Annotated in this window: 24 protein-coding genes and 1 tRNA gene; 15 read left to right on the plus strand and 10 right to left on the minus strand. The window is 55.6% G+C overall.

What is annotated here, in order from left to right; genetic code table 11:
- Window positions 1-4: 4 nt before the first annotated feature.
- From ACIQ20_RS01360 to ACIQ20_RS01390, 7 genes are all read left to right on the plus strand, one after another.
- The gene (locus tag ACIQ20_RS01360; protein WP_395776852.1) at window positions 5-379 is read left to right on the plus strand and encodes a DUF59 domain-containing protein; all 375 of its coding nucleotides are present in this window, start codon (window positions 5-7) and stop codon (window positions 377-379) included.
- 9 nt (window positions 380-388) lie between these two features.
- The gene (locus tag ACIQ20_RS01365) at window positions 389-778 is read left to right on the plus strand and encodes a HesB/IscA family protein (protein WP_395776677.1); all 390 of its coding nucleotides are present in this window, start codon (window positions 389-391) and stop codon (window positions 776-778) included.
- A 2-nt stretch (window positions 779-780) separates the two neighbouring features.
- The gene (locus ACIQ20_RS01370) at window positions 781-1,137 is read left to right on the plus strand and encodes a TfoX/Sxy family protein (RefSeq protein ID WP_395776679.1); all 357 of its coding nucleotides are present in this window, start codon (window positions 781-783) and stop codon (window positions 1,135-1,137) included.
- Window positions 1,138-1,148: 11 nt separating this feature from the next.
- A complete protein-coding gene (locus ACIQ20_RS01375; RefSeq protein ID WP_395776681.1) occupies window positions 1,149-1,892 on the plus strand; it encodes a GNAT family N-acetyltransferase in 744 nt (247 codons plus the stop codon).
- A gap of 117 nt (window positions 1,893-2,009) precedes the next feature.
- A complete protein-coding gene (locus ACIQ20_RS01380; RefSeq protein WP_395776683.1) occupies window positions 2,010-2,606 on the plus strand; it encodes a LemA family protein in 597 nt (198 codons plus the stop codon).
- Between the two features lie 4 nt (window positions 2,607-2,610).
- Complete coding sequence (locus ACIQ20_RS01385; RefSeq protein WP_395776685.1) at window positions 2,611-3,477, plus strand: TPM domain-containing protein; 867 nt, start codon at window positions 2,611-2,613, stop codon at window positions 3,475-3,477.
- Entirely contained in the window at window positions 3,471-4,190 is a 720-nt protein-coding gene (locus ACIQ20_RS01390) for a TPM domain-containing protein (RefSeq protein ID WP_395776687.1), read from the plus strand. The genes ACIQ20_RS01385 and ACIQ20_RS01390 overlap by 7 nt, the downstream gene beginning before the upstream one ends.
- Window positions 4,191-4,201: 11 nt before the next feature.
- Here ACIQ20_RS01390 and ACIQ20_RS01395 read toward each other — a convergent pair whose 3' ends face one another.
- The 3 genes from ACIQ20_RS01395 to gluQRS all read right to left on the minus strand — a co-directional run bounded on the left by ACIQ20_RS01395 (window position 4,202) and on the right by gluQRS (window position 6,611).
- Window positions 4,202-4,813 (minus strand): HD domain-containing protein, encoded by a 612-nt coding sequence (locus ACIQ20_RS01395; RefSeq protein WP_395776689.1) that lies wholly within the window; start codon window positions 4,811-4,813, stop codon window positions 4,202-4,204.
- Between the two features lie 63 nt (window positions 4,814-4,876).
- Window positions 4,877-5,776: a DMT family transporter gene (locus ACIQ20_RS01400; RefSeq protein WP_395776691.1), complete on the minus strand. Its 900-nt coding sequence runs from the start codon at window positions 5,774-5,776 to the stop codon at window positions 4,877-4,879.
- A gap of 10 nt (window positions 5,777-5,786) precedes the next feature.
- The gene (gene gluQRS / locus ACIQ20_RS01405; RefSeq protein WP_395776693.1) at window positions 5,787-6,611 is read right to left on the minus strand and encodes a tRNA glutamyl-Q(34) synthetase GluQRS; all 825 of its coding nucleotides are present in this window, start codon (window positions 6,609-6,611) and stop codon (window positions 5,787-5,789) included.
- A 58-nt stretch (window positions 6,612-6,669) separates the two neighbouring features.
- On the opposite strand from gluQRS, the gene ACIQ20_RS01410 reads away from it, so the two are divergent.
- Window positions 6,670-7,320: an alpha/beta hydrolase gene (locus ACIQ20_RS01410; protein WP_395776695.1), complete on the plus strand. Its 651-nt coding sequence runs from the start codon at window positions 6,670-6,672 to the stop codon at window positions 7,318-7,320.
- On the opposite strand, the gene ACIQ20_RS01415 is transcribed toward ACIQ20_RS01410, so the two are convergent.
- Complete coding sequence (locus ACIQ20_RS01415; RefSeq protein WP_395776697.1) at window positions 7,307-8,029, minus strand: Pr6Pr family membrane protein; 723 nt, start codon at window positions 8,027-8,029, stop codon at window positions 7,307-7,309. The genes ACIQ20_RS01410 and ACIQ20_RS01415 overlap by 14 nt on opposite strands.
- Before the next feature lie 137 nt (window positions 8,030-8,166).
- Here ACIQ20_RS01415 and ACIQ20_RS01420 point away from each other — a divergent pair, with 137 nt between their 5' ends.
- Both ACIQ20_RS01420 and ACIQ20_RS01425 read left to right on the plus strand, forming a co-directional pair.
- Entirely contained in the window at window positions 8,167-8,766 is a 600-nt protein-coding gene (locus ACIQ20_RS01420; RefSeq protein ID WP_395776699.1) for an HNH endonuclease, read from the plus strand.
- 127 nt (window positions 8,767-8,893) lie between these two features.
- Window positions 8,894-9,937 carry a 5-bromo-4-chloroindolyl phosphate hydrolysis family protein gene (locus tag ACIQ20_RS01425; RefSeq protein WP_395776701.1) on the plus strand — a complete coding sequence of 348 codons (1,044 nt, stop codon included), beginning with the start codon at window positions 8,894-8,896 and terminating at the stop codon, window positions 9,935-9,937.
- Between the two features lie 7 nt (window positions 9,938-9,944).
- On the opposite strand, the gene ACIQ20_RS01430 is transcribed toward ACIQ20_RS01425, so the two are convergent.
- From ACIQ20_RS01430 to ACIQ20_RS01440, 3 genes are all read right to left on the minus strand, one after another.
- The gene (locus ACIQ20_RS01430; protein ID WP_395776703.1) at window positions 9,945-10,523 is read right to left on the minus strand and encodes a demethoxyubiquinone hydroxylase family protein; all 579 of its coding nucleotides are present in this window, start codon (window positions 10,521-10,523) and stop codon (window positions 9,945-9,947) included.
- Window positions 10,516-11,052: a disulfide bond formation protein B gene (locus ACIQ20_RS01435; RefSeq protein ID WP_395776705.1), complete on the minus strand. Its 537-nt coding sequence runs from the start codon at window positions 11,050-11,052 to the stop codon at window positions 10,516-10,518. Before ACIQ20_RS01435 ends, ACIQ20_RS01430 begins: the two co-directional genes overlap by 8 nt.
- 61 nt (window positions 11,053-11,113) lie before the next feature.
- Complete coding sequence (locus ACIQ20_RS01440) at window positions 11,114-11,782, minus strand: exopolysaccharide biosynthesis protein (RefSeq protein ID WP_395776707.1); 669 nt, start codon at window positions 11,780-11,782, stop codon at window positions 11,114-11,116.
- A gap of 154 nt (window positions 11,783-11,936) precedes the next feature.
- Between ACIQ20_RS01440 and ACIQ20_RS01445 the strand changes: the two genes are divergently transcribed.
- Window positions 11,937-12,021 (plus strand) — tRNA-Leu (locus ACIQ20_RS01445).
- Between the two features lie 165 nt (window positions 12,022-12,186).
- Window positions 12,187-12,384 (plus strand): hypothetical protein, encoded by a 198-nt coding sequence (locus tag ACIQ20_RS01450; RefSeq protein WP_395776709.1) that lies wholly within the window; start codon window positions 12,187-12,189, stop codon window positions 12,382-12,384.
- Here the strand turns inward: ACIQ20_RS01450 and ACIQ20_RS01455 are convergent.
- From ACIQ20_RS01455 to ACIQ20_RS01465, 3 genes are all read right to left on the minus strand, one after another.
- Window positions 12,381-13,229 (minus strand): DsbA family protein, encoded by an 849-nt coding sequence (locus ACIQ20_RS01455; protein ID WP_395776711.1) that lies wholly within the window; start codon window positions 13,227-13,229, stop codon window positions 12,381-12,383. The genes ACIQ20_RS01450 and ACIQ20_RS01455 overlap by 4 nt on opposite strands.
- Window positions 13,230-13,282: 53 nt before the next feature.
- On the minus strand, window positions 13,283-14,830 hold the full coding sequence (locus ACIQ20_RS01460) for a M48 family metalloprotease (RefSeq protein WP_395776713.1): 1,548 nt from the start codon (window positions 14,828-14,830) through the stop codon (window positions 13,283-13,285).
- Window positions 14,831-15,052: 222 nt separating this feature from the next.
- On the minus strand, window positions 15,053-17,575 hold the full coding sequence (locus ACIQ20_RS01465; protein WP_395776715.1) for an Rne/Rng family ribonuclease: 2,523 nt from the start codon (window positions 17,573-17,575) through the stop codon (window positions 15,053-15,055).
- A gap of 498 nt (window positions 17,576-18,073) precedes the next feature.
- Here ACIQ20_RS01465 and ACIQ20_RS01470 point away from each other — a divergent pair, with 498 nt between their 5' ends.
- The 3 genes from ACIQ20_RS01470 to prfB all read left to right on the plus strand — a co-directional run bounded on the left by ACIQ20_RS01470 (window position 18,074) and on the right by prfB (window position 23,182).
- Window positions 18,074-19,396: an N-acetylmuramoyl-L-alanine amidase gene (locus ACIQ20_RS01470; protein WP_395776717.1), complete on the plus strand. Its 1,323-nt coding sequence runs from the start codon at window positions 18,074-18,076 to the stop codon at window positions 19,394-19,396.
- Window positions 19,397-19,551: 155 nt separating this feature from the next.
- Window positions 19,552-21,966 (plus strand): penicillin-binding protein 1A, encoded by a 2,415-nt coding sequence (locus ACIQ20_RS01475; protein ID WP_395776719.1) that lies wholly within the window; start codon window positions 19,552-19,554, stop codon window positions 21,964-21,966.
- 94 nt (window positions 21,967-22,060) lie between these two features.
- Window positions 22,061-23,182, plus strand: coding sequence for a peptide chain release factor 2 (gene prfB, locus ACIQ20_RS01480; RefSeq protein ID WP_395776721.1), 1,122 nt, complete (start codon window positions 22,061-22,063; stop codon window positions 23,180-23,182).

The raw sequence follows: 23,182 nt of genomic DNA on the forward strand, positions 1-23,182 counted from the left end.
AGATATGCTGGATGTGTCCAGTCCACCCATCGTCCAGCCCGATCGGGAGCCGTCCGATTTGCCGTCTGAAGAGATCGCCCGCTTGACGGACGATCTGATCGACGCGTTTAAAACGGTCTATGACCCAGAAATTCCGGTCGATGTCTATGAATTGGGCTTGATCTACAAAGTTGATCTAAAGGCTGGCGGCCATGTCGATATCGACATGACTTTGACTGCTCCTGCTTGCCCTGTGGCCGGCGAACTCCCAATTATGGTAGAAGATGCTGCTAAGACGGTGAATGGGATCAATTCGGCCAAGGCGATTGTTACTTTTGATCCGCCTTGGACCCAAGCGCGCATGAGCGATGAAGCCCGTTTGGCTTTGAATATGTTATAGGTGGCCATGATGAATACGCCTGAGCTCGTCCCAACCCGCACCCGCCGCCCGCGCCCGCAAGTGGTGAGCCTGACAGACGCTGCCGCAGAGCGCGTGCGCGATGTGATGGCCAAGTCTGAGAAGCCATACCTGCGTGTTGGCATCAAGAACGGCGGCTGCGCAGGCATGGAATATGTCATGGCGTATGCCGACGCCCCTGACCCGCTCGATGAAATGGTAGAAGATAAGGGCGTCAAAATCTTGGTCGCTTCCAATGCAATTTTGTTCTTGGTCGGCTCGGTCGTCGACGTGGAGAACACGAAGTTGCACTCAAAGTTCGTTTTCAAAAACCCCAATGAAACCGATGCCTGTGGCTGTGGTGAGAGCGTGACCATCGTACCGGCCGCTGCTGAGGCCTGATTTTGGCTAAGAAGGCAAAAGCCAACCCAGAACTCGATGCCCTTATCGCCACCGCACAGGACTTGTTCAGCGGCTTAGGCGATATTCGTGTGCGCAAGATGTTTGGGGGGGCCGGGGTCTATTATGACGGCCGCATGTTTGCTTTGCTAGCTGACAATGAAATTTATTTAAAGGCCGACCGGATCAATGATCCGAAGTTCAATGCCCATGACTGCCCGCCCTTTCACTATGACAAAGGGACTGGAGAGATCATGACGATGTCGTATCGGGCGATGCCCGAGACTGCCTTTGATGATGCAGATGAAGCCTTGGCTTGGGCGAAATTGGGCATTGAGGCCGCTGCCCGCGCACAGAAATAGAGGCAGCCGCCTTGGACCTATCTGCCATCCAGCGTATCGAACAGGCTACCGTGCGCGGCTGGCCAGCCGCGCGAATGGACATAATTGATGGGTGGCAGGTTTTCTCAGGTCTGGGCTATGTCGGTCGCACCAATTCATGTTGGCCCTTGATGCATGAAGGAACCGACGTTGAAGCGTCCATAGATCGGGTTGAGGTCCATTATGGCGCTCTAGGTTTAGCTCCACAATTCAAACTGGTGACCGCTGGAACCGATCCATTGGATTTAAGTGATAGGCTAGCTCGGCGCGGCTATCGTATCGTCAGTCAGGTGGCTGTGATGACCCGTGAAGGGCCGATGGCAGCGCCCGAACACGTGGTGGATATTGAGCCAAAATTTACGGCTGACTTCATCCAGATTGTTTCAGAAACAAGCCATTCGGGCGGCGATGGGCAAGAGAGGGTGGATATCTTAGGCCGCGTGCCAAACCCGTCCGCCTTTGGGATTATTCGACAAAATGGCGCTCTCGTCGCGGCGGGATTATGCACTTTTGCGGGCGATAGTGCGGGCATTGCTGCCATGCGCACACAAGCCGATTATCGCAATCGAGGCCTTGCCCGTTCGATCCTGCGCGCGATCATAGGGCAGGCTTATCAGGCTGGCTATCGGCTATTCTGGTTGCAAGTTGAAACCAATAATGGCCCCGCCCTTCATCTCTACGAAAGCGAAGGCTTTGCCACTGCCTATCAGTATCAGACCGTGCGCTTAGAGCGTTAAAGTCAAAGCGCGTTCTAATTTAACATGCACCACCTTGCGCTACCCCTTGCTACTCCTAACATATGGGCGTCCTTTGGTGCGCGCATGTAGCGACACAAAGATTGTATGGAGGCTTAGATGGCTTTGAACACACGTTTTGCCGCTTTGGCACTGGTTGGCGTTGCCGCAACATCGGTTTCAGGATGTGGCTATAACACCATTCCAACTCAGGAAGAGGCCGCAAAAGCTGCTTGGGCAGAAGTTCAGACCCAATATCAACGTCGCTCCGATCTGGTTCCAAATTTAGTTGCGACTGTTAAAGGCGCTGCTGAGCAGGAAAAAGGTGTGCTGACGGCTGTTACCGAAGCGCGCGCTTCTGCCACTCAGCCAAGGTTTGACGCTTCAACCATTACGGACCCTCAAAAATTCCAAGAGTTTCAGGCGGCTCAGGGGCAGTTGTCCGCTGCCTTGGGACGGCTGATGAGCATTCAGGAAAACTACCCAGAGCTTCGTTCATTGGAAGGTTTTACTGCCCTGCAATCGCAACTTGAGGGCACGGAAAACCGCATCGCGATTGCGCGACGCGACTATAATGCCGCCGTGCAGACCTATAACACCACCCTGCGGACTTTCCCGAGCGTGGTTTGGGCTAAGACTGCGTTCTCGTCCTCACAGCCTATGCAGCTGTTCCAAGCTACGGCGGGCTCTGAAAAACCGCCCGAAGTGAAGTTCTAAGCGCGTGACAACGCCCGCCTTGCTGCGGCCGATACTCAGCCCTCTACGCCAGTTTGGGCTTGGGGTCCTGCTTGCACTCAGCTTGATGGCCGCTTGCTTGGCGGCGAACCCTGCGTGGGCCGCCGATCCTAAATTCCCGGTCTTGACAGGCCGGGTTGTCGATGACGCCAATATCATTCCTGAAGAGATGGAAGGCGAACTCATTGCGCAATTGGAAGCGTTGGAGGCGAAGTCATCCGACCAGTTGGTTGTGGTGACAGTCCCTAGCCTACAAGGGTTTGAGATTGAGGAATATGGCTACAAGCTTGGTCGGGCTTGGCAAATCGGGCAAGGCGAACGCCTCAACAATGGGGTGATCCTCTTGGTGGCACCCACTGAGCGCAAAGTGCGGATTGAAGTCGGCTATGGCCTAGAAGGTGTCTTGACGGACTATTTTTCTAGCCAAATTATTCGCGAAGCCATCGTGCCGGCCTTCAAAGCGGGTGACATGCCTGGTGGCATTGTAGCTGGTGCTGCGGCGATCGAGCAAATTTTGACAACCGATCCCGCCGAGCTTCAGGCCCGGGCTGCGCGTGGTCTGAAGGCTGAGGCGAAGGACAGCAGTGGCGATCCGATTGCTGTAATCCTCGTGATTGCCTTTTTGATTTTCTGGATTTGGCTTGCGATTGCTAATTCGCAGCGCACGCGTTTCCGTCGTCATTCCCCATGGGGCAGTGGCCCAATCATCCTGCATGATTGGGACAATGATGATGATCGTCGTGGTGGTGGCGGCTTTGGCGGCGGCTTTGGCGGTGGTGGATTTGGGGGTGGCGGTGGCTTCTCCGGCGGCGGCGGCAGCTTTGGTGGGGGCGGGGCGTCAGGCTCATGGTAAAACACGTACACTTACATTTATCCGCCGACGATAAGGCAGCAGTCGCGCAAGCGATTGAGACTGCCGAGACAAAGACTTCGGGCGAAATCTTTGTCGTTGTCTCTGGGCGCACAGCGGATTATCGGTGGATTATGCTGTTTTATGGGGCCTTGGTTGCCATTCTGGTGCCCTTGGTCTTGATGGCTTTCGGCCTAAACCCCTTGGCGATTGGCAGTGCCTTTACGCACTGGCAGGCGGGGGGATGGAATATCGGGCTTGGCGCGACCCCAGCCGATGAGTCTGCTACCGGCATGATCTTCCTGCTCGCGCTACAAGCGGTCCTGTTTACGCTGGTTTCAGCCCTTGATCTTCGTCCGGGTTTTGCCGCCAAACTCACCCCCGCGTGGCTCAAGCGACAACAGGTTCATCGTGCAGCGCGTGATCAGTTTCTGGGACACGGCCTCAATCAAACCGCAGGCAAAACCGGAGTTTTGATTTTTGTGAGCCTAGCCGAGCATCAAGCGGAGATCATTGCCGACACAGGCATTTATACCAAAGTATCGCGCGATGTTTGGCGCGACGTGATCGGCAAACTGGTTACCGCCGCGCGCGATCAAGCCTTAGCTCGCGGCCTCATCGCTGCCATCGAAGACAGTGCAACAATTCTGGCCGAACACTTCCCGCGCCAAGACGAAGATGTGGACGAATTGCCCAACAAAGTCATCATCATTTGATGCAAAACTGCCTAAGCTTTGTCGTCTAATGCCTTCAGATAAATGGAGTTTTTTGGTGCGGCGAATAAGCGCTGAACCATTGGCTCAAAGGCTTCTAACGGCATGGTGTCATAGGCTGGATCAAAGGCGTTTTGGTCATGCCGATGGCAGAAGCGCGCTGTACGCTCAAAATGGGGATGATTGCGATAGGTTTCGCGCATATCGCGGTCGAGGCCTAGATGATGGAAGAAGTAATAGCCTTGGAAAATGCCGTGATTGGCCACCATCCAATGATTGGCTTCACTCACAAAGGGCTTGAGGACGGCCGCGGCGATATCAGGGTGATTATAGCTGCCCAAGGTGTCGCCAATATCGTGAAGAAGTGCGCAGACGACATATTCTTCGTCCATTCCATCGCGGTGGGCCAAGGTTGCTGACTGCAGCGAATGGGTCAGCCGATCAATCGGAAAACCACCATAATCCCCATCCAACAGCCTCAAATGCGCGAGAACCCGGTCTGCCAAGCCCTTATTGAAGCCCTTGGCATGATTGGCGATGATGGCCCAATCTTCTTGGGTGCCTTCCATCATAGATTTGAACTGCGCTTGGTCTGAATGAAGATCAGAATGATGGCCGTCTGCCATGTTGGTGCCTCCCGTTATATTTCGGGCAGGTTCACCTTCTTTTGGCATTTAGGCAAGGGGGTATCAGCCTGCCCGTCTTGCGAGCCAAACGCCTACCAGCACCAAAGCTCCGCCCATCATCTGAATGGGGGTCAGGCTTTCGTACAGCCACGCCCAGCCGAGGAAGCCAACCAGCACAGGCTGTAACAGGATCAAGACTGAAGCGATATGGGTTGGCACCATGCCAAAACCAACAGCCAATAGGCCTTGCCCGGCCACTTGCGCCAGCACGCCTAAGACCAGAAGCGGCCACCATTGCGCGACAAAGGATTGACCAGTGGCAGGCGGCAATAGGGGCTCACCCGATGCTAAAGTCACCACCAAGCACAACACCATGGCAAAGCCGGATGAGAAGAACATAATTGTGCCCGCACCCCATTGGTTGCGCATGCGAGCAATGGTGATGAGGTAAAGTCCGTACCAAATGGAGGTTAGGGCAGATAACCCATCTCCGGCCAAACGCTCGGGATTGGTGGCTGGGGCCCCACCTGATAGCAAAAGCGAGCCGACTAAAGCGATCACAACGGCGATCCAATAGGCCTTGTTCGGCAGCGCCCGTGTCGTCAACCAAGTCACGGCAACCACGACGATCGGGGTTAGGTTCGACAAAAAGGTAGCGTTAGCCGCGCTGGTCCGCACAATGCCTGCGTGCCAGGTGGCTAGATCGCCCGCAAACAAAAACCCGGCAAGCGCTAACAGTCCGATCGGCAAAGCCGTGCGCTTGCCGCCATGCTCCTGTGGTTTGGCTTCCAAACAGGCCCAAAGTGCCAAGAGCGGCAACGCGAAGGTAAGGCGCCAAAACGCGCTGGCTTGGGGACCAACTGGCGACAGCTTGACCATGATGGGCGCAAGCGCAATGCAAGAGGCACCCGCAGCTAGCGCCACGGTCCCTAGGAATAACTTTTGTGCATCGGTTTGGGCCACGCGCGGGTTCCTAAAGGCCTAGGCTTGTTCGAATCTCAGCGGGGCTTGTGCCGTGTTCACGCAGGCTGCGCAATGTGACGGACTGATTACGTTTGGCAAAGCGCTTACCATCGGCGTCGAGGATCAGGCGATGGTGGTGATAAATGGGTGTTGGCAGGCCGAGAAGCTTTTGCAGGACGACGTGGATATGGGCCGCCTCGGCCAAATCTTCGCCCCGAATAACATGTGTTACGCCTTGGCTGGCATCATCCAACACGCTGGCGAGGTGATAGCTTGAGGGAAATTCTTTCCGCGCCAGCACAATATCGCCCAATTGCGCGGGATTGGCTTTGACCCAAGTCCCATTGGCTTCAAAGCCCAGATTGTCCCAATACTCACCGAGCAAGTCTTGGCTGCGTTGCAGGGATAATCGCCACGCAAACTGCTTTCCAGAGGCCAATAAGGCTGCCTCGTCTTGCGGCAGCAAAGGGGCAACAGGTTCCGGCCCTGAAAAGCTATGCGGGGCAGCGGCTATGCCATCCATAAGCTCTTTGCGCGTTTTAAAACATCGGTAAAGGACGCCCAAATCTTTCAGTCGTTCAAGGGCTGCTTCATACTCGGCCATATGATCGCTTTGTCGACGAACGGGGACCTCCCACGCCAGACCGAGCCAAGCTAGGTCCTCATAAATCGCTTCGTCAAACTCGGGCCGACACCGCGTCAGATCGGTATCCTCGATCCGCAGAATGAACCTGCCTTGTGCCCTTTGGGCTGCGTCATAGGCGGTCCAAGCTGAGAAGGCATGGCCCACATGCAGATAGCCAGTGGGTGAGGGGGCAAAACGGGTGGCAAACATGCCTGCTCTATGCCGTGGGGCGGCTGTCTTTGGCAATTGGCTTTTGCTAACATAGGCCATGGCAGAAAAAATCCTCACCGGCCCGCGTCGCGCCCCAACATCAGGTCAAAGCCCTAAGGGTCTCATTGTGACCCTTCATGGCTATGGTTCAAATGGGGAGGATCTGATTTCGCTTGCGCCCTATTGGGATCGGCTTTTGCCCGACGTCCAGTTCAGCTCGCCCAACGCCCCCGCACACGTGCCGGGTTTTGGTAAGATGTATCAGTGGTTTGCGATTGAGAGCATGGATCCAATCCATCTAGCCAAGGGCGCACGCGAAGCAGCCCCTGTGCTAGAAGCTTTTCTCGAAGCAGAGATGGCGCGATTTGGCGTCACCAAAGCGCAGACAGCCTTGGTAGGCTTCAGTCAGGGCACGATGATGGCGCTGCAAGTGGGTCTTGCCTCGCAGGAGCCCTACGCAGGCATATTGGGCTTTTCAGGTGCTTTGGTGGGCAATCCCGAGGTCGCGTCTAAGCCCCCAGTTCTGTTGGTGCATGGCGATCAAGACGATGTGGTCCCGCTGGCGGCCAGTCAAATGGCGCAACAATTCCTGAAGGCGGCTGGCCTGGATGCGCGCTTGCACGTGTCACCACGGGCGGCGCACACAATTGCGATGGACGGTCTACAGCTTGGCGGCGCGTTTCTGGCCCGTTTACTCAACGGGGCTTAGCCGCTAACCCGTTGAGGGCTTTGGCGAGAACAACAAATGCCAGCCCCATGATGAAGAAACCAAGCCCGAGGCCCAGCACATTGAGTCCAATTTGCACGAGGCCGTACTTGTCGACATCGAGGAAGAAGTAAGGATACCAATTCTCAAACCGGCCGCGCAACAGAGCCGCACTGGTATAAAGAAGCGGCCAAGCCAGCCAGATAGCCGCATGGCCAAACTTCACCTCATCCTTGTTTGCAAAGCAGAACCACCAGACCAGCATCAAAGCCGGGACAACATAATGAACGCCCAAATCGCCAACTAAGCTAAGACCTGAAAGATTACGTCCGCCGCTCAACAAGAGGTGATAAATTAGGCCCATGGTTGTGATGTAAAAGGTCAGGGCTGCCAAGGCGTGGTTTGGAAAAACCTTGGGTCCCTTCGATGAAGTTGCAATCATCCCCATGCTGATCGCGATCAAGCTGTTGGTCAGAATGGTGAAATAGCCTGTCAGTCGCCACAGGCTGTCCGCCAAACCCATGCCATCGCGCATCGTCCAGCCGACACTGATGTATGATTGCAGGATCAAGGCTGCGCAGGTGAACAGGCACAATAAGCCCGCGGTTAGGCGGGCAATGGGTGCAGACGTGGATGGGGCGATGTTGGTCATCATGACGCCAGTCACTGGCAGAGCAACTGCATCGACACAAATCGATATCGCATCTGTCATGTTTTCTTTGCAGTGAATCGGGTAGTGGTGTTGCGCAGAGCAGGAGGAAGCCGTTTTCAACAGGCCATACCACACATGTCTCGCCGTCGGCCGTGCCGGACCCATTAGGATTGCTTCCTTGAAACACGGAGGCGACTATGGATATTGAGCAATTTGAGCTGGCCTCCGCCCCTCAGCCGTTTAAAACCCAGTCGAGGTTGGCAGGCTTTCCTGCTTTGGTCCTGAACGCCGATTATCGACCCTTGTCCTATTATCCCTTGTCCGTTTGGTCTTGGCAGGACGCGGTCAAAGCCGTCTATATGGACCGGGTTGAAGTGGTGGCGGAATATGATCATGCCGTGCACAGCCCCAGCTTTGAAATGCGATTGCCAAGCGTCATTTCGCTGAAAGAATATGTGCAGCAAGATCGCGCACCGGCCTTCACGCGCTTCAACCTGTTCCTGCGTGACGGGTTTAAGTGCGCCTATTGCCATGCCACTGATGATCTGACGTTCGACCATGTAATTCCCCGTTCCAAAGGTGGGAAAACAACATGGGAAAACATCGTCACAGCTTGCTCACCCTGCAATTTGCGAAAGGGTGGGCGCAGTTTGCGTGAAGCTGGTATGATACCGCGCAAGCCGCCGCGTAGGCCTTCGATGCATGAGTTGCAGGCTATGGGCCGCAAGTTCCCACCGCACCACTTGCATGAGAGCTGGGTCGATTGGCTCTACTGGGATGTGGTGCTGGAGGCTTAATCAGGCCTGCCTTACATCATTGTAACGTTGCGTGCGCCCATTTGCGCGCGTTCCCCCTTTCGATCAGGCAATTAAGCTCCTATGTCGAGTAATAGGCCGCGTTCGCGTAGGCTTGAGGAATGACTTGATGAAGCGCCCTTTCGGTCCAACCAGTGCAATTGCCCGCGAAACTTTGCGTCGGGGGATGGGACGAGTGCGTGAAGCGGGACCATTACTGCGTAAAGGCCGCTTAGCGGGCCTTGGCTTACTTGGCGTTTTGATTGGTTTTATACAAAGTGTCATCGAACTGGCGATGCGCGAGGCTTATGAAGCTCTCGATCGACGTCATGAGGCGCAGATTAAAAAGGGTAGTGACACGATGGGACGGCGACGCGAATGGCGGGAAGAGGATGACGACGAGGACCGCAAGGTCTATAGACGCAAAATGGAAGATGCCCGCCGCCGCTTTGAACTCGAGATTCGCGCTGCGCGGGATGTCCAGCGCGAACAGCGCCGTGCCCAAGGTCGCATCAAGACGACTTGGACCTTGGCCGCGATCGGGGCCGGGATTTTCTTGGCTGCAGTGATTGGTGACGCGCTCAACCCCCTTGCCGGCATTGGCTTTGGCATTATGGTAGGTGGCGCGATCTCGTGGGTAGGGTCGCTATTCCTCCATCGCATCGGCAAACCTGCAGCCGGAGCAGCGGCAACGCCTGTGCCTGCCCGCCCTGAAATTGAAGCGCCGACGGTAAGCGAAAATGCCATGCCGCAAGGCCGCACCGAATTGGTGCAGCAAGTCTTGGCAGATGCGGCAACAGCTTTGCGCGCCTTGGATGGGACAATGCCACGCTTGCGCCATCCAGACTCGGTGGCTTCGGTGGCGCGTATTGTCGCGGTGGGTAATCGTTTGATGATGATGGTTGCGGCAAATCCAGAGAAGCTCGCCATCGCCCAGCGCGTATTCACCTATTATTGCCCAGAGACAGTCAAAGTTGCCGAAGCGCTGGCCAAGCTTGAAAGCGATCCGGCCCCAGATATGGAACGGATTGGCGGCACCCAGACGATTTTGAAGAAACTGGAAGTGCTGTTTGAGCGGACTGAACTTGAGCTTAAGGCCGATGAAGGCAAGGAATTGGATATTGATTTGAAGCTGTTGGACCAGTCAATTGAGTCCGACCTTCGCTATCAATAGGGCGGCCTCAGACCTTTTGGCAGACTGCAATCGCAACCCGGCATCCGGCCTTAATCACGGCTTCTAAGACTGGATGACCAAAAGCGTCTTTGGCGCCTTCGGCAATGGCTTGATCCTTGTGGGCGATTTCTTCATCGCGAAACCGGCTGATCATGGCTGATAGCTCAGGTTCTTGATCGCCCAATTCCTCGATCTGCTCGCGGTAGTGATCTTCAATCACTTCTTCGACGGCGGCGGTGCAGGCATGCGCGGCCTTCTCACCCATCAGGGCTGTCACGACCCCAAGGCCGAAGCCTGCTGCTCCCCAAATGGGGCCTAGAAGGGTTGGTCGGACTTTGCGCTCTAGCAATAATTTGTCGAATGCGGCCTTGTGGACGGCCTCATCGGCCTCTTGCTCGGCAAGTTGGGCAGCAATCCGTCGTGCACCGGGCAAGCGCGAGAATACTGCGCGCTGGCCTTCATAAATACGGGTTGCACCAAACTCCCCCGCATGGTCGACTCGCAGCATTTCTGCGACGCGGTCTTGTGCGAAGCGGCGACCGGGCGCGGCGGGTCGGCTAGAGCGGGCAGTGGTGGCATCAGACATCAGACTTCTCCGTCAAGCCGCGGGGATAAAAGACACTCAAGCCCGAATAGATCGCTAGCTTGAGCGAGATCAACATGTTCCACCCTGCCATCGACAGGCCAAGGAAGATCCAAGGCGCCTCATCACACCCAGCGACATGTAAGGGCTGGTTGAGGGCACCAAGTAGGTCAGTTGGCACCGCCCCGCTGCTGGCTGCAGTGCAAGAAGGCAGACCCGGCCACCACTTGTACTCAACCCCCATGTGAAAGCCTGCCACAATCGCGCCGCCCACAAACGCGAAGGTCAAAAGCAGGTTTAGCGCACGATTTGTCATCTCTGCTCCATCCATGCGGCGAGCAAGGAGGGCGAGGGCGGCGATGGCTGCAGCAATCCAATAGGCTTCGCGCTGGTGCAAACATAATGCGCAAGGTGCCAAACCGCCAAAGCGCTCAAACCCATGCGCGATGGCTAACATGGACAAGCTGGAAGCTAATGCAATCCAAGGCCAGTGAGCCAAGACGAAGCTAAAGAAGGGGCGTAGTCGCATCATAATGATATAGGCCGTTCCTCACGCTTCGAACAGTTCAGCCCGCATCCCATAGGCATGCGGCCTATTGTCCTATCATATTGCCCAACCAGGGCAGGTGCTCTTGTACCAAAGTTGCAGCAAAGCCTGCTCCGGCGAAGAGGCCCCATACCATCACTACCAAAAAGATCGACCAAGCAAGACCCAACAGGCTGCCCGCCAAGGTGAAGAGGCCGTCTGTTTGTAGAAGACCTACGGCAATCAAGGTGATGGCCAGCGACGGGATCGTATTGGTGATCGGCAACATAATGGTGACTGAAGCGACCGCACAAATCGCGCCAACCAGACGCTCTGCCAAACCGCTCGCTAAGAAGGTCAGGCGGGGTTTTGAAAATACGGTGGTCCAGCGCAGACGTTTGTCGGCAAAGTCAGCAATCGACTCAATCCAAGCCGACTTCACCCGCGCTGCTAGCGCCCGCTTGGGCAACCAAACCTCTTGCTTACCCAGCGCCATTTGCAGGGCCAATAAGAAGATCGGGATCGCAATCACCTGTGCGCCCGGCAGGCCCGGCACCAAACACGGAATAGCAAACAGCAAGATCAACAGGCCAAAGGCGCGTTCGTCCAATTGATCAACAATATCCCCAATCAAAGCCCCATCCGGTCCTGCGACCTTTTTGAGCCCGACAATAGCATCAATAAAACTAACGGGTGGCTCTTGCGTGTCAGACGCGGGGGGCGGGGCAGATGTCATCGGCTGTCTATACGCCCAGCCCCTGAGATTGCCAATCAGGATTGACCCGTCGCTGCATCATGCTCTGCCTTTAAGGGCCCCAACTTGTAGGAAGTTGCAGAAAATCTGATTGCATTCACAGGCAAGCCCGTTTAGGTACTGCCCTCCCAACCGTGCCCCGGTGGTGGAATTGGTAGACGCGCTGGACTCAAAATCCAGTTCCGAGAGGAGTGTCGGTTCGAGTCCGACCCGGGGCACCACTGGTTTTTCTCAAGAAAAATAGGTCACCTGCTTGTGCCGCTTCACGTCGCGCATCGTGCGCTCAACCGCGCTCAAAACCCATCCAATTTGACTCAAACTGCATCAAATTCCGCAAACCAAGTCTAAGGTTTTGCTGAGACCATATAGCGTCACAGGAGTGTGCTATGGATGTCTCGTCGTTGATGAATGCTAAGATGCAGGCGCAAGCTGCCCAGTTGCAGATGGCGGCTTTGCGAGCGGTTCAGGAAACACCCGGCCAAGAGCGGGCTTTATCGACGCTGTCGCAAGCCATTGTGCAAACACAGGATGCTTTTGCGGTCAGTGCCGCAAAATCCATCAGTGGGATTGATATCTTGGTTTAGCCCTTCTTGGGACCGCTTGCTGGAGGTGGGTTGGATACGTCCACACCGGCTGTCGCCAAAGCATTTTCAAGCTCTTCCTGATTAAAGCCTGAAACCAACTTGCCGTTGATCACAAAGCCCGGCGTGCCACCAATATTCAGATTGGTCGCTTGATCGCGCATCCCCGTGATGGTGGCCTCAACTTGGGGCTTCTCCATATCGGCTTTAAGCTTCTCAACATTTAGCCCAACTGAGGCTGCGATCTGGAAGATTTGTTCGGGGTTGAGGTCGCCTTGAGCAGTCATCAAAGCATTATGCATTTGCAGATATTTGCCTTGATTGTGTGCTGCAATTGCTGCCTTAGCCGCAGTACTTGAGTTTTCAGACAGGATCGGCAGCTCTTTGAAGATCACGCGCACATCTTTGCGCGTTTGCATCAGATTAGAGACCCAGCCTTGGGCCGCGTGACAGAAGCCGCATTTATAGTCAAAGAACTCAATCACCGTGATCTTTGCATTGGCCGGGCCAAAGCTGAATTGGGCATGATCGCTCTTCAGGGACTTGAAGGCAGCAGCAACTTTTTCGTTCTGAATGCGCGCTTGCTTGGTCTCAAAAGCGCGCTGGGCTTCTAGTAAAATCTCGGGATTGGCAACAAGTTCATCGCGAATTAGGGCGCGGACGGCCGTTTGTTGCTCGGCGGTCAAGGACTTTAGAACGTCTGCATTAACAGGCGCTGGCGTTACTTGCGCAGCGGTCGCTTTGGCTTCACCGGTTTCAGCAGCTTTCTCAGTCGGCTTAGAACAGCTGGTGATACCAAATGCTGCGACAGAAAGTGCCAGCAACGAGACAAATGAATGAGGGCGCATCAGCGTCTCCAAGGAAGATGAGTGAATTTCGATAAGATTTTATCGGCTAACTCTTAATGTTTTGCGTGCGTTTCTGCATCGTCGTGACCGCGAGTAGTGCCATCAGAATGGATCACGCGCTGAAGGCCAAAGGAGCTTTGACGTGCAAAGCTGGACGCTGCCAAGGGGGCTTCGGGCAAAGCGGTGAAAGGACGGGAATCATTACCTCGGCGATTAGCCTTCGTGGCCAAGGGTAGGGTGATGGTTGAAATATCAAACGCCCGTCGCCATTCTGGCGTTGCACGGACCAAATTTCGCATCGCAAGGTCTGAGAAACGGTGCGCGCGCAATAGGTCGCCCAGATGATACGCTTCCTCTGCGGTCGCAAGTCGGGCGAGGCCGACCTGTCCGTTGCGGTCAGCCACGACCGCCAGTTGGTTCCAAGCAAAGGCGTTTGAAGGCTCTAACCGCAGCGCGGTTCGCAAACAAGCTTCAGCCTCGATCCGCAGCTCAGCCCGCTCGGTTGCTAGGAGGGACCTAGCAAGGCCAATTAGGAGGAGTGCCTCGTTTGGTGCCAGTGCCACAGCGCGCCGGTTAGGCTCAATAGAGGCTTCCGCCTTCCCATTCTCGTAATAGATTTGCCCCAAAAGCTCGTGAAAGAACGGGTTCTCGGGCTGCTCTGCGATCAACTTTTGGGTTTCCCGAACGGCCGTTGTTAGGTCTGGTGCCCGGAAAGCTGCCACTGCACGGGCATAGCGAGCATGAATCGATTGATCCGACGCTGGGTATTTCACGAACGTGCGCGCTGGGGTATAGAGGAAGGCTTGGATTTTCGCCTGCATCATCTTCATGCGATCAATATCGGCAGGGCTGTCCACAGCATCGCGATTGCTCTGCTCGTTCACGCGGTTTTGCAGCGCCTGAATGCGATCTCCTGAGAGCGGGTGAGACCGGAAATAGGGCTCTCGGCGTGAGTCCGACAGAATTTCATTATAGCGAAACTTGGTGAAAAACTCGAGTAAGCCCTGACCTGATTGCCCGGACTTCTCAAGAAATGTTACCGCTGCCTGATCTGCACTGCTTTCCTGCACGCGGGTGAAGGTGAAAAAACTCAGCATCGCAAATTGTTGCGAGCTAGCCAAGAGCGCTGCACCGGCATCGGGTGCACCTGCCGCAATGGCTAAAAGCCCCAGCGCTATTGTTACATAAGCTGGCCGCATGGCTTCGCGGATATTAGCATCGGAACGGGCTAAATGACCGCCGGAGATATGCCCGGTCTCGTGCGCAATCACGCCCTTTAACTGGTTTGGCGTTTCAGTTTCTAAGATCAGGCCGGTGTGCAGAAAGACGTTCTGGCCATTGGTGACAAAGGCGTTGAGCGTCTTGTCGCCCACAATATAGATTTTCACGTCATAGGGGGCGAGACCTGCGGCTTCGAAAATCGGATTTGAGTAATCGCGCAACGTCCGTTCAATTTCTGCATCGCGGACCAAGGATTGTGCTTGGGCTTGAAACGGCGCGAACGAGATGGTCATAGCAAAGGCCAGCGCCCGAAGGGGTGATAGCCGTTGCGCGCGCGCCTTAGGGGAAGGTCCAAGCTTTAGGTTGGCTTTGTCTATCATAGTTCTGGACCAATCACCCTTTTCATTCGTTTCAAACCATCGACTTCAGCTTAGCACCAAACTGTTTTCATGGATAATAGGGCAATTTCGCGGCAGTGGGATGAACCAGAGCTGAAACGGCAAAAGAAGCGTGCAAAGAGGTGTCGCGATAAACGGAAAGGGCCAGATTCCCTGCGGAATCTGGCCCCTTTTTCATCCAATATTGGTTCAGATTGCCCTGCTTTAGTTCCCAAACAGCTTTTGAGCATTACGCGACCACCAGCCACTCTTACGGGGCGCTGCCGGTGTTGAGTCTTCGGTAGGCTCGGGAGCCTCCACTGCGGATGTGTTCTCGGGCTCGACTAGAGCAGCTTCCTCAGCAGGCACAACTGCCTCAACCGGGGCAACTGCCTCCTCTATCGCTTTGGCAGCTGCTTTTGCGCCGCGAGGAGCGCGCTTTGCTGGTGCCTTCTTTGCTGGTGCTGCCGCTTCGGCGACAATTGGTTCAACCTCTGCAGGGGTTTCGGCCGCAGGGGTCTCAGCCACCGCAACTTCAACCGGAGCCTCTGCTACATCGTCGGCAGATTTCTTCCGAGTTGGACGCTTTCGTTTAGCGGGCGCTTCAGAAACGGGTAGGGGCTCAACCGCAGGAATAGCGGTCAAATCGCCAACTGGTGCATCTGCCTCAACGCCATCCACATGGATAGTCTCCATGCCCGCGATCTCAGGCCCGGATTCAACGCCTTCGCTCTGTGGCTGACCGTCCGTTTGGCCCAAGCGCAAGGCTTCACCTTCACGTCTGCGACGACCACCGCGGCGTCCGCGACGGCGACGGCGACGGGCTTGAGCTTCCGCCGGGGTTTCGCCTTCTGGGCCGGCCTCATCATCGCCTTCACTTTCATCCGTGCCAGAGCCTTCAGCGGTGTCTCCAACTTCGCCGTCAGCGCTTCGAGCCGAAGTCTCGCCTTCGCCTGCCTCGTCACGACGGCCGCCACGCCGCCGACGACGACGACGCTTGCCGCCTTCACGCGGGCCTTCACTATCCTGACCTTCTTTGGCGCTAACACGTTCTTCACCGTCGCCATCGGCTTCGGTTTGATCTTCGTCCTCATCGTCTTCAATGATCTCATCATCTTCATCGATTGGATCATCAATCTTCACATAGACAGGTACGAAATCATCCTCGAGCAATTCTTCACCCAACTCAACGATTTCAAAGCGGTATTGGCCAGGTGTCATGTCAGACTCGGCAAATACACGCACGACAAGGCCGCGCTCTTGAACTAAGCGCGTAAGGTGGTCGCGCTTTTCGTTCAACAGATAAAGTGCCGTCGCGATATCGGCATGCAGGGCGACTTCACAATCCTTGCGGTTGGCGACAGCGGCCTCCACCGACCGCAGGGCTTGCAAGCTCGCAGATTCTGGCGAGCGGACGCGCCCGGTGCCATCGCAGGTCGGGCAAATGTGGCTAGACCCTTCCAGCACGCCGGTGCGGCGACGCTGGCGGGAAATTTCCAAGAGACCAAAGCCCGAGATTTTGCCCATTTGGACACGCGCGCGGTCAAAACGCAGCGCATCTTTCATCTTCTTCTCAACCGCACGGTCGTTGCGGTTTTCTTCCATGTCGATGAAGTCGAGCACAACGAGCCCGGCCAAATCGCGCAATCGCATTTGGCGTGCAGCTTCTTCGGCAGCTTCAAGATTGGTCTTTAGAGCGGTGGATTCAATCGAGCGCTCGCGCGTCGAACGGCCAGAGTTTACGTCAATCGCGACGAGAGCTTCAGTCTGGTTGATCACAATATAGCCGCCAGAGCGCAATTGCACGATTGGCGAGTGGATGCTTTCAAGCTGGCTTTCCACCTTCATGCGCGAGAACAAAGGCGTCGCGGCCTTGTATTGTTGCACCTTCTTCGCGTGGCTTGGCATCAGCATTTTGATGAAGTCTTTGGCTTCACGATACGCTTCTTCGCCTTCAACAAGGATTGCGTCGACGTCCTTGTCATAGAGGTCTCGAACCGCGCGCTTCACCAGATTATCTTCTTCGTGGATCAAAGATGGCGCAATCGACTTCATGGTGCGCTCGCGAATATCGTCCCACAGGCGCAGAAGATATTCATAGTCGCGCTTGATTTCGATCTTGGTGCGCTTGGCCCCCGCGGTACGGATGATCAAGCCCATGCCCTTAGGCACTTCAAGTTCCGAGATGACGGATTTTAGTCGCTTGCGGTCACCTACGGCGGTGATTTTACGCGAAATGCCGCCGCCACGTGGGGTGTTGGGCATCAGCACACAATAGCGCCCGGCGAGCGACAAATAAGTGGTGAGTGCAGCGCCTTTATTACCGCGCTCTTCTTTGACCGCTTGCACCAGCATGATCTGGCGACGGCGAATCACTTCTTGAATTTTGTAGCGACGTTGGGCCGCGCGGCGTGCGCGAACCAGCTCGTCGTCGCCGTCACCTTCTTCGTCAAGTGCGGCTTGTTCGGCTTCTTCGGCAAGCAACGCTTCGCGGTCCGCAGCCGGGATCTGATAATAGTCGGGGTGAATTTCACCAAAGGCGAGGAAGCCATGGCGGTTACCGCCATATTCGACAAAGCCCGCTTGTAGGGAAGGTTCTACCCGGGTGACTTTTGCAAGATAGATGTTGCCCCGAATTTGCTTTTTAGAGGCAGATTCAAAGTCGAAGTCGTCGATCTGGTTTCCAGCGAGCACGACAACCCGGGTCTCCTCCGGGTGGGCCGCGTCGATCAGCATTGTTTTGGACATAGATATAAGCTCCAGCGCACTGGCTCGGCCGCAGGGCAACGCAGTGGCGTCGTCTCCCGGTCAATGAGCGCGAATTATAAAAGGTTGTTGGTGAAAGTCGGCGCTGAACGAAGCGCGATGGGAGTGCGTCACCTAGATCTCGGCCATAAGGCCCATGCGAATGGCGCGTTTGCGCCATAGCTTCGCCTAAGATCAATTGCTCTAGAAACAGAGTGGCGCGCACTGTCATCGCCGCGGAGCGTCCCGACTTAAAATATGCCCAAAGGCACATCGAATGAACTGGTTGAGACTTGGCTTTCAAATGCGCAAGTCTGGTTCCAAAAAAACAACACGGCACAGATCAAAATTCGATACATCCCGTATTGCGAATTACACTGCCTCACTTCGCACAGAAAGGGAAGCGCGACTTACTCCCTGATTCCACATTGGACAGGTCCGGTGGGTTACAGGTATCAAGCGAAGGCTTATTCCCGCATAGATTCGGCAGTCGGACCCTTTATGAAGCCATTGTCTTATCAAACAGTGTTTGCTCCTGTGCTCCGGCACCTTCGGGCGCACCGGACTTTTGCTTGGCGCTTGGCTGTTGTGCTGATGCTGGCGCTGGGATTAGCCTCTTTTTCTTTTGAGTGGCGGGCACCCTTATCAAAGGCCAGTCCGGAGTTTGCTCGCGTGCAAGCGCAAACGATCGGTCTGCCTCGCGTGAGTGCGATAAACACTAATCAGGCAGCAGAAGCCACGATCGTTACGATACGTTTGGATCAATCGGTCAAGTATCGATTCTTTGCCTTACCAACACCGTCGCCGCGTATTGTCATCGACATGCCGCGGGTAAATTGGGGCCTCGGAAATGGCAAGGCTGGTACCTTGATCGGCGAAGGCGGTGTCTCGCAAATTCGCTTTGCTGACAAGTCGCAGGCAGAATCGCGCATTGTGCTGGACCTAACGGGTCCGATGCGGGTGCGAAAGCACGAAATTGTGCGCTCTATAGGAGGGCGGCAACTGCGGCTTGAACTGGTGCCGACCAATTCCAGCACGTTTGCCACAACCGCACCATTGCCCAAGCCGCGCGCGGCTGAGACAGTGAATGGCGCGCCGACGCCAATCCGGCCAAATCCTTCCGGGCGGCGATTTGTGATCGTGATTGATCCCGGACATGGTGGCAAAGACCCCGGCGCGATAGGGGTTTCAGGAACCTTGTTTGAAAAGGACGTGACCCTCGCTAGTGCCATTTTGTTGCGTGATTATTTGCGGCGTGATAGGAGGTTTGAAGTAATCCTGACGCGTGATGCCGATGTGTTTCTCACCTTGGAACGCCGGATCTTGACGGCCCGCGACAAGCGCGCCGATCTTTTTATCTCCTTGCATGCCGACTCTGCGCCGCCAGGCTCACGCGCTGTGGGGGCGACCGTTTACACGTTGTCCGAAGCAGGCGGTCAGCGCGCGCGCCAGCTTTTGAACAATGACAATTGGTCGATTGCCCAGCCGAACCAGACCCAAGATAAATCGGTGATGGAAATCTTGCGCGACTTGACCCAGCGCGACACCAAGAACCAATCCGCTATTTTCGGGCAGTCCTTGATCGGCGAAATCCGTAAAATTGGCCCAGTTACCCAGACCTCGCACCGACGAGCAGGTTTTTTTGTATTGCTGTCGCCGCGCGTGCCGGCAGTCCTTTTAGAAATGGGCTTCATGTCGCATCCCGAAGACGAAGCCCGACTGGGTAATCCCCAATTCCGCAGCCGTCAGATGGCCGCCACCGCAAAATCCATCAGCACTTATTTTGATCGGGTACAGGTGATCAGCGGCGGCGCTAGCAAATAGGGATGCATTCTCCTCTGCTTGCGGCAGCCCAACTGGCAAAGGGCGCTTTTACTTGTGCCTCAAGCAGGCCATACTAATCGCCACTATTGAGGAATGTGGTACAAGCGCCCTGGGCCCTGTTCGGCGCATACTCGACTGAGAAAGACCAAGCGACGATGCGTTATTTGAAGATCATTGCTCTGACCGCGCTGGTCGCGATTGCCATGGGCGTGATCGGTGCTGTGATTTTGGTCAATATGGCGCTGCAAGGGCTGCCAGATCACCAGAAGCTCGCAAACTACCAACCCGCAGTGTCGAGCACGATCTATTCCTCAGATGGTCGTCAGATTGGGCTATTTGCGCGGCAGAACCGCTCTTACATCCCCATTGAGCAAGTGCCAGATCACGTGATCGCCGCCTTTATGGCCGCCGAAGACAAGGACTTTTACTCGCATTCTGGCGTGGACCTCATGGGTGTTGCGCGCGCGGTTCTGTTTAATATCAGCAATCTTGGCGAGCGGCGGATGCAAGGCGCTTCGACCATAACCCAACAGGTGGCCGAAAACGTATTGCTACTGGATGATGCGCGAGGCTCTACCTTGGACAAGATTTTATCGAAGGTGCGCGAAGGTCTGGTTTCCATACGGATCGAAGAAGTCCTGACTAAGGACCAGATCATGGAGATCTATGTCAATCAGATCTTTTTGGGTTTTAGATCTTATGGCGTGCAAGCCGCCGCCCAAACTTATTTTGGCAAAGACGTGCGCGATCTTACCATTGCTCAAGCCGCCTATTTGGGGGCCCTGCCAAAAGGGCCGAACAATTATAACCCACAGCGTCACATGGATCGTGCATTAGCCCGGCGCAATTGGGTGATCGGGCGCATGGCAGACAATGGCTTCATCACCACCCAGCAAGCCGCTGTAGCGCGTGCGGAGCCTTTGACTGTTAATCCAAACCCGCGTGGCAGTTGGACAGATCCCGATGCGGGGGAGTTTGTGGAAGAAGTTCGGCGTGATTTAATCCGCCGCTTTGGCAAGGACGCGCCTTATTCGCGCGGCTTTATTGTGCGCTCTACCGTGGATTTGGATAAGCAGAAATATGCTCGTGAAGCACTCACCACCAGCCTTAACCGCTTAGACCCCCGCCGGACGCGCGGCTTCGCGGGCGCTGTTGGTATGATGAATGTGGGCGGAGATTGGCCCGCGCGTCTAACCAAAGCGCGTTATTGGCGGCCAGATCCTCGTGCAGTTTTTGCCATTGTGCTCGATGATGCACAATCATTTGGCCTCACCAATGGGACCAAGGTTCCCATTCCGCAGGCGGATAAAGATTGGGCGCTACGCTCGTCCAAACCCTTGGCAGACGGAGCCTTGGTTTGGTTGGGGCGGCGTGATGACGGTACTCTCCAATTGCAGCGCCATCAAGGCATCCAAGGTGCATTGGTTTCAATCGATGTTCAGACAGGCTCTGTCATCGCCATGGCAGGCGGGATGGATGTGGAAGATTCAGGCTTTAACCGCGCCACCCAAGCCAAGCGCCAGCCCGGATCATCTTTTAAGCCAATCATTTACGCGGCAGCGTTGGAGCAAGGCCTGACGCCTGAAACCAAGATTTCGGATGAAAGAATCCGCGGTGGTGGCTGGAGTCCTGAAAACGCTGACCGTCGGTTTTACGGTGTGATGACCTTGCGCCAAGCGCTGGTGATGTCGCGCAATACGGTGACGGTGCGCATCGCCCGCCGCATAGGCATGCGACGTGTCGCCGATTATGCGCGGCGTTTTGGCGTCTATGATGATCTACCGAATGATTTAACCATGGCTTTGGGGGCCGGGGAAACAACGGTGCTGCGCCTAACCTCGGCATTTGCCGTGTTTCCAAATGGTGGTCGCTATATCCCGCCGGTGTTCTACGACCGCTTGCAGGATCCGCGAGGCCGAACGGTCTGGCGTTCAGACCGGCGCTCTTGCCCGGCTTGCGATACGGCGTTGAATCCCGATGGAGGGCCACCCCAAATCGACCCATGGGGTGTGCAAGTGATTTCCCCGCGCACAGCTTGGGAAATGACGGGTATCTTGCGCGACGTCGTCTTGAGAGGGACCGGGCGCGGCGTTGATTTCGGTCGTCCAGTTGCTGGTAAGACTGGGACCACAAGCGACTATAAGGATGCTTGGTTCGTTGGCTTTTCGCCCTCTATCGCAACCGGCGTTTATGTCGGCTACGACTTGCCGCGCACGATTTATCAAGGCGCATCAGGCGGCCCAGTCGCCGGACCGATCTTCAAACAATATATGATGAAGGCTCACGAAGGCCGACCGGTAGAGGATTTTTCAGCCTCCCCAGAAGTCACGCGCGAAATCGAAGCAGAAGAACGGATGAATATTCTAGCTGAACTGCAAACCAATCCAGCCGCTGCTGCTGCCACTTTAGCGCAAATGCGCAGTGGCCGGACCGATGGACCGCGCGTTGATATGCGGCCCGGAAGCGCAATTGTCATTGATGACACCCCCCCAGCACGTGCCTCTGCGCCAAAGAAGGCTGCCCCGCAACGCGCCCCAGAAGCTACCCCGAAGGCCGAAAAAGAAGGCTGACGACGCAAACTGACACCATTTTTTGGCCGGTCTGGACCTTCAGGCCGGCCTTGCTTATGTCCGCCGTCTGCGTGGATTGATTTGGAGAGACCTTATGCGCGCCGAACTTGAAGCGCTTAGTCGTGACATCAGTAAATCTGTGGCGCTCTTGCGTCGCCGGTTGGACTGGGATGTTGCCTTGCGCCGCTTGGACGAGCTTGATGCGTTGAGCGAGAGGCCGGACCTGTGGGATAATCCACAAGAAGCCCAAAGCTTGATGCGCGAGCGCAACCGTATCCAAGCCTCTGTCGAGGCTGTCCGGCAATTAGAGCGTGACCTAACCGACAATGTAGAGCTGGCTGAAATGGCTGAAGCCGAAGGCGATGAAGACATGATCGAGGAGGCCCGTAAAGGCCTCGTCGACGCGAAGACACGCGCGGATCGTGCTGAACTAGAAGCGCTTTTGTCGGGTGAAGCTGATGGCAATGATGCCTATCTTGAAATCAATGCGGGCGCTGGTGGTACGGAAAGTCAAGATTGGGCCAGCATCTTGCGCCGCATGTATGTCCGTTGGGCGCAATCGCGTGGCATGAGTGTTGAGGAAATTGAAGAAAGTGTCGGCGAAGAGGCTGGCATCAAATCTTCGACCCTCTTGATTAAGGGTGAGAATGCTTTTGGCTGGCTGAAGACAGAATCTGGCGTGCATCGACTTGTTCGTATTTCACCATTCGATAGTGCCGCTAAGCGCCATACCAGTTTCTCCAGCGTCTGGGTTTATCCGGTGGTCGACGATACCATCGTGATTGATATTCAAGACAAAGACGTGCGCATTGATACGTATCGTGCATCGGGTGCCGGCGGTCAGCATATCAATAAAACCGACTCCGCTGTTCGGATCACCCACTTGCCCACCGGCATCGCATGCGCCTCGCAGCAAGAGCGGAGCCAGCATAAGAACCGTGACATTGCTTGGAAAATGCTACGCGCGCGGCTCTATGAGATGGAGTTGCAAAAGCGCGAAGCCGCCGCCAATGCGTTGGAAGACCAAAAGACGGACATTGGCTGGGGCCATCAGATCCGCTCCTACGTGCTGCAGCCCTATCAGATGGTGAAAGATCTTCGCACCGGGGCCGAGACGTCAGACACATCCGGTGTGCTGGATGGCGACCTAGATATGTTTATGGCCGCCTCACTCGCCCAGCGTGTTGGGGTCGCAACCGACCCAGACCAAGAATAA

Origin of the sequence: Aquidulcibacter sp. (assembly GCF_044346625.1) — a bacterium.
Taxonomy (GTDB): Bacteria; Pseudomonadota; Alphaproteobacteria; order Caulobacterales; family Aquidulcibacteraceae; genus Aquidulcibacter.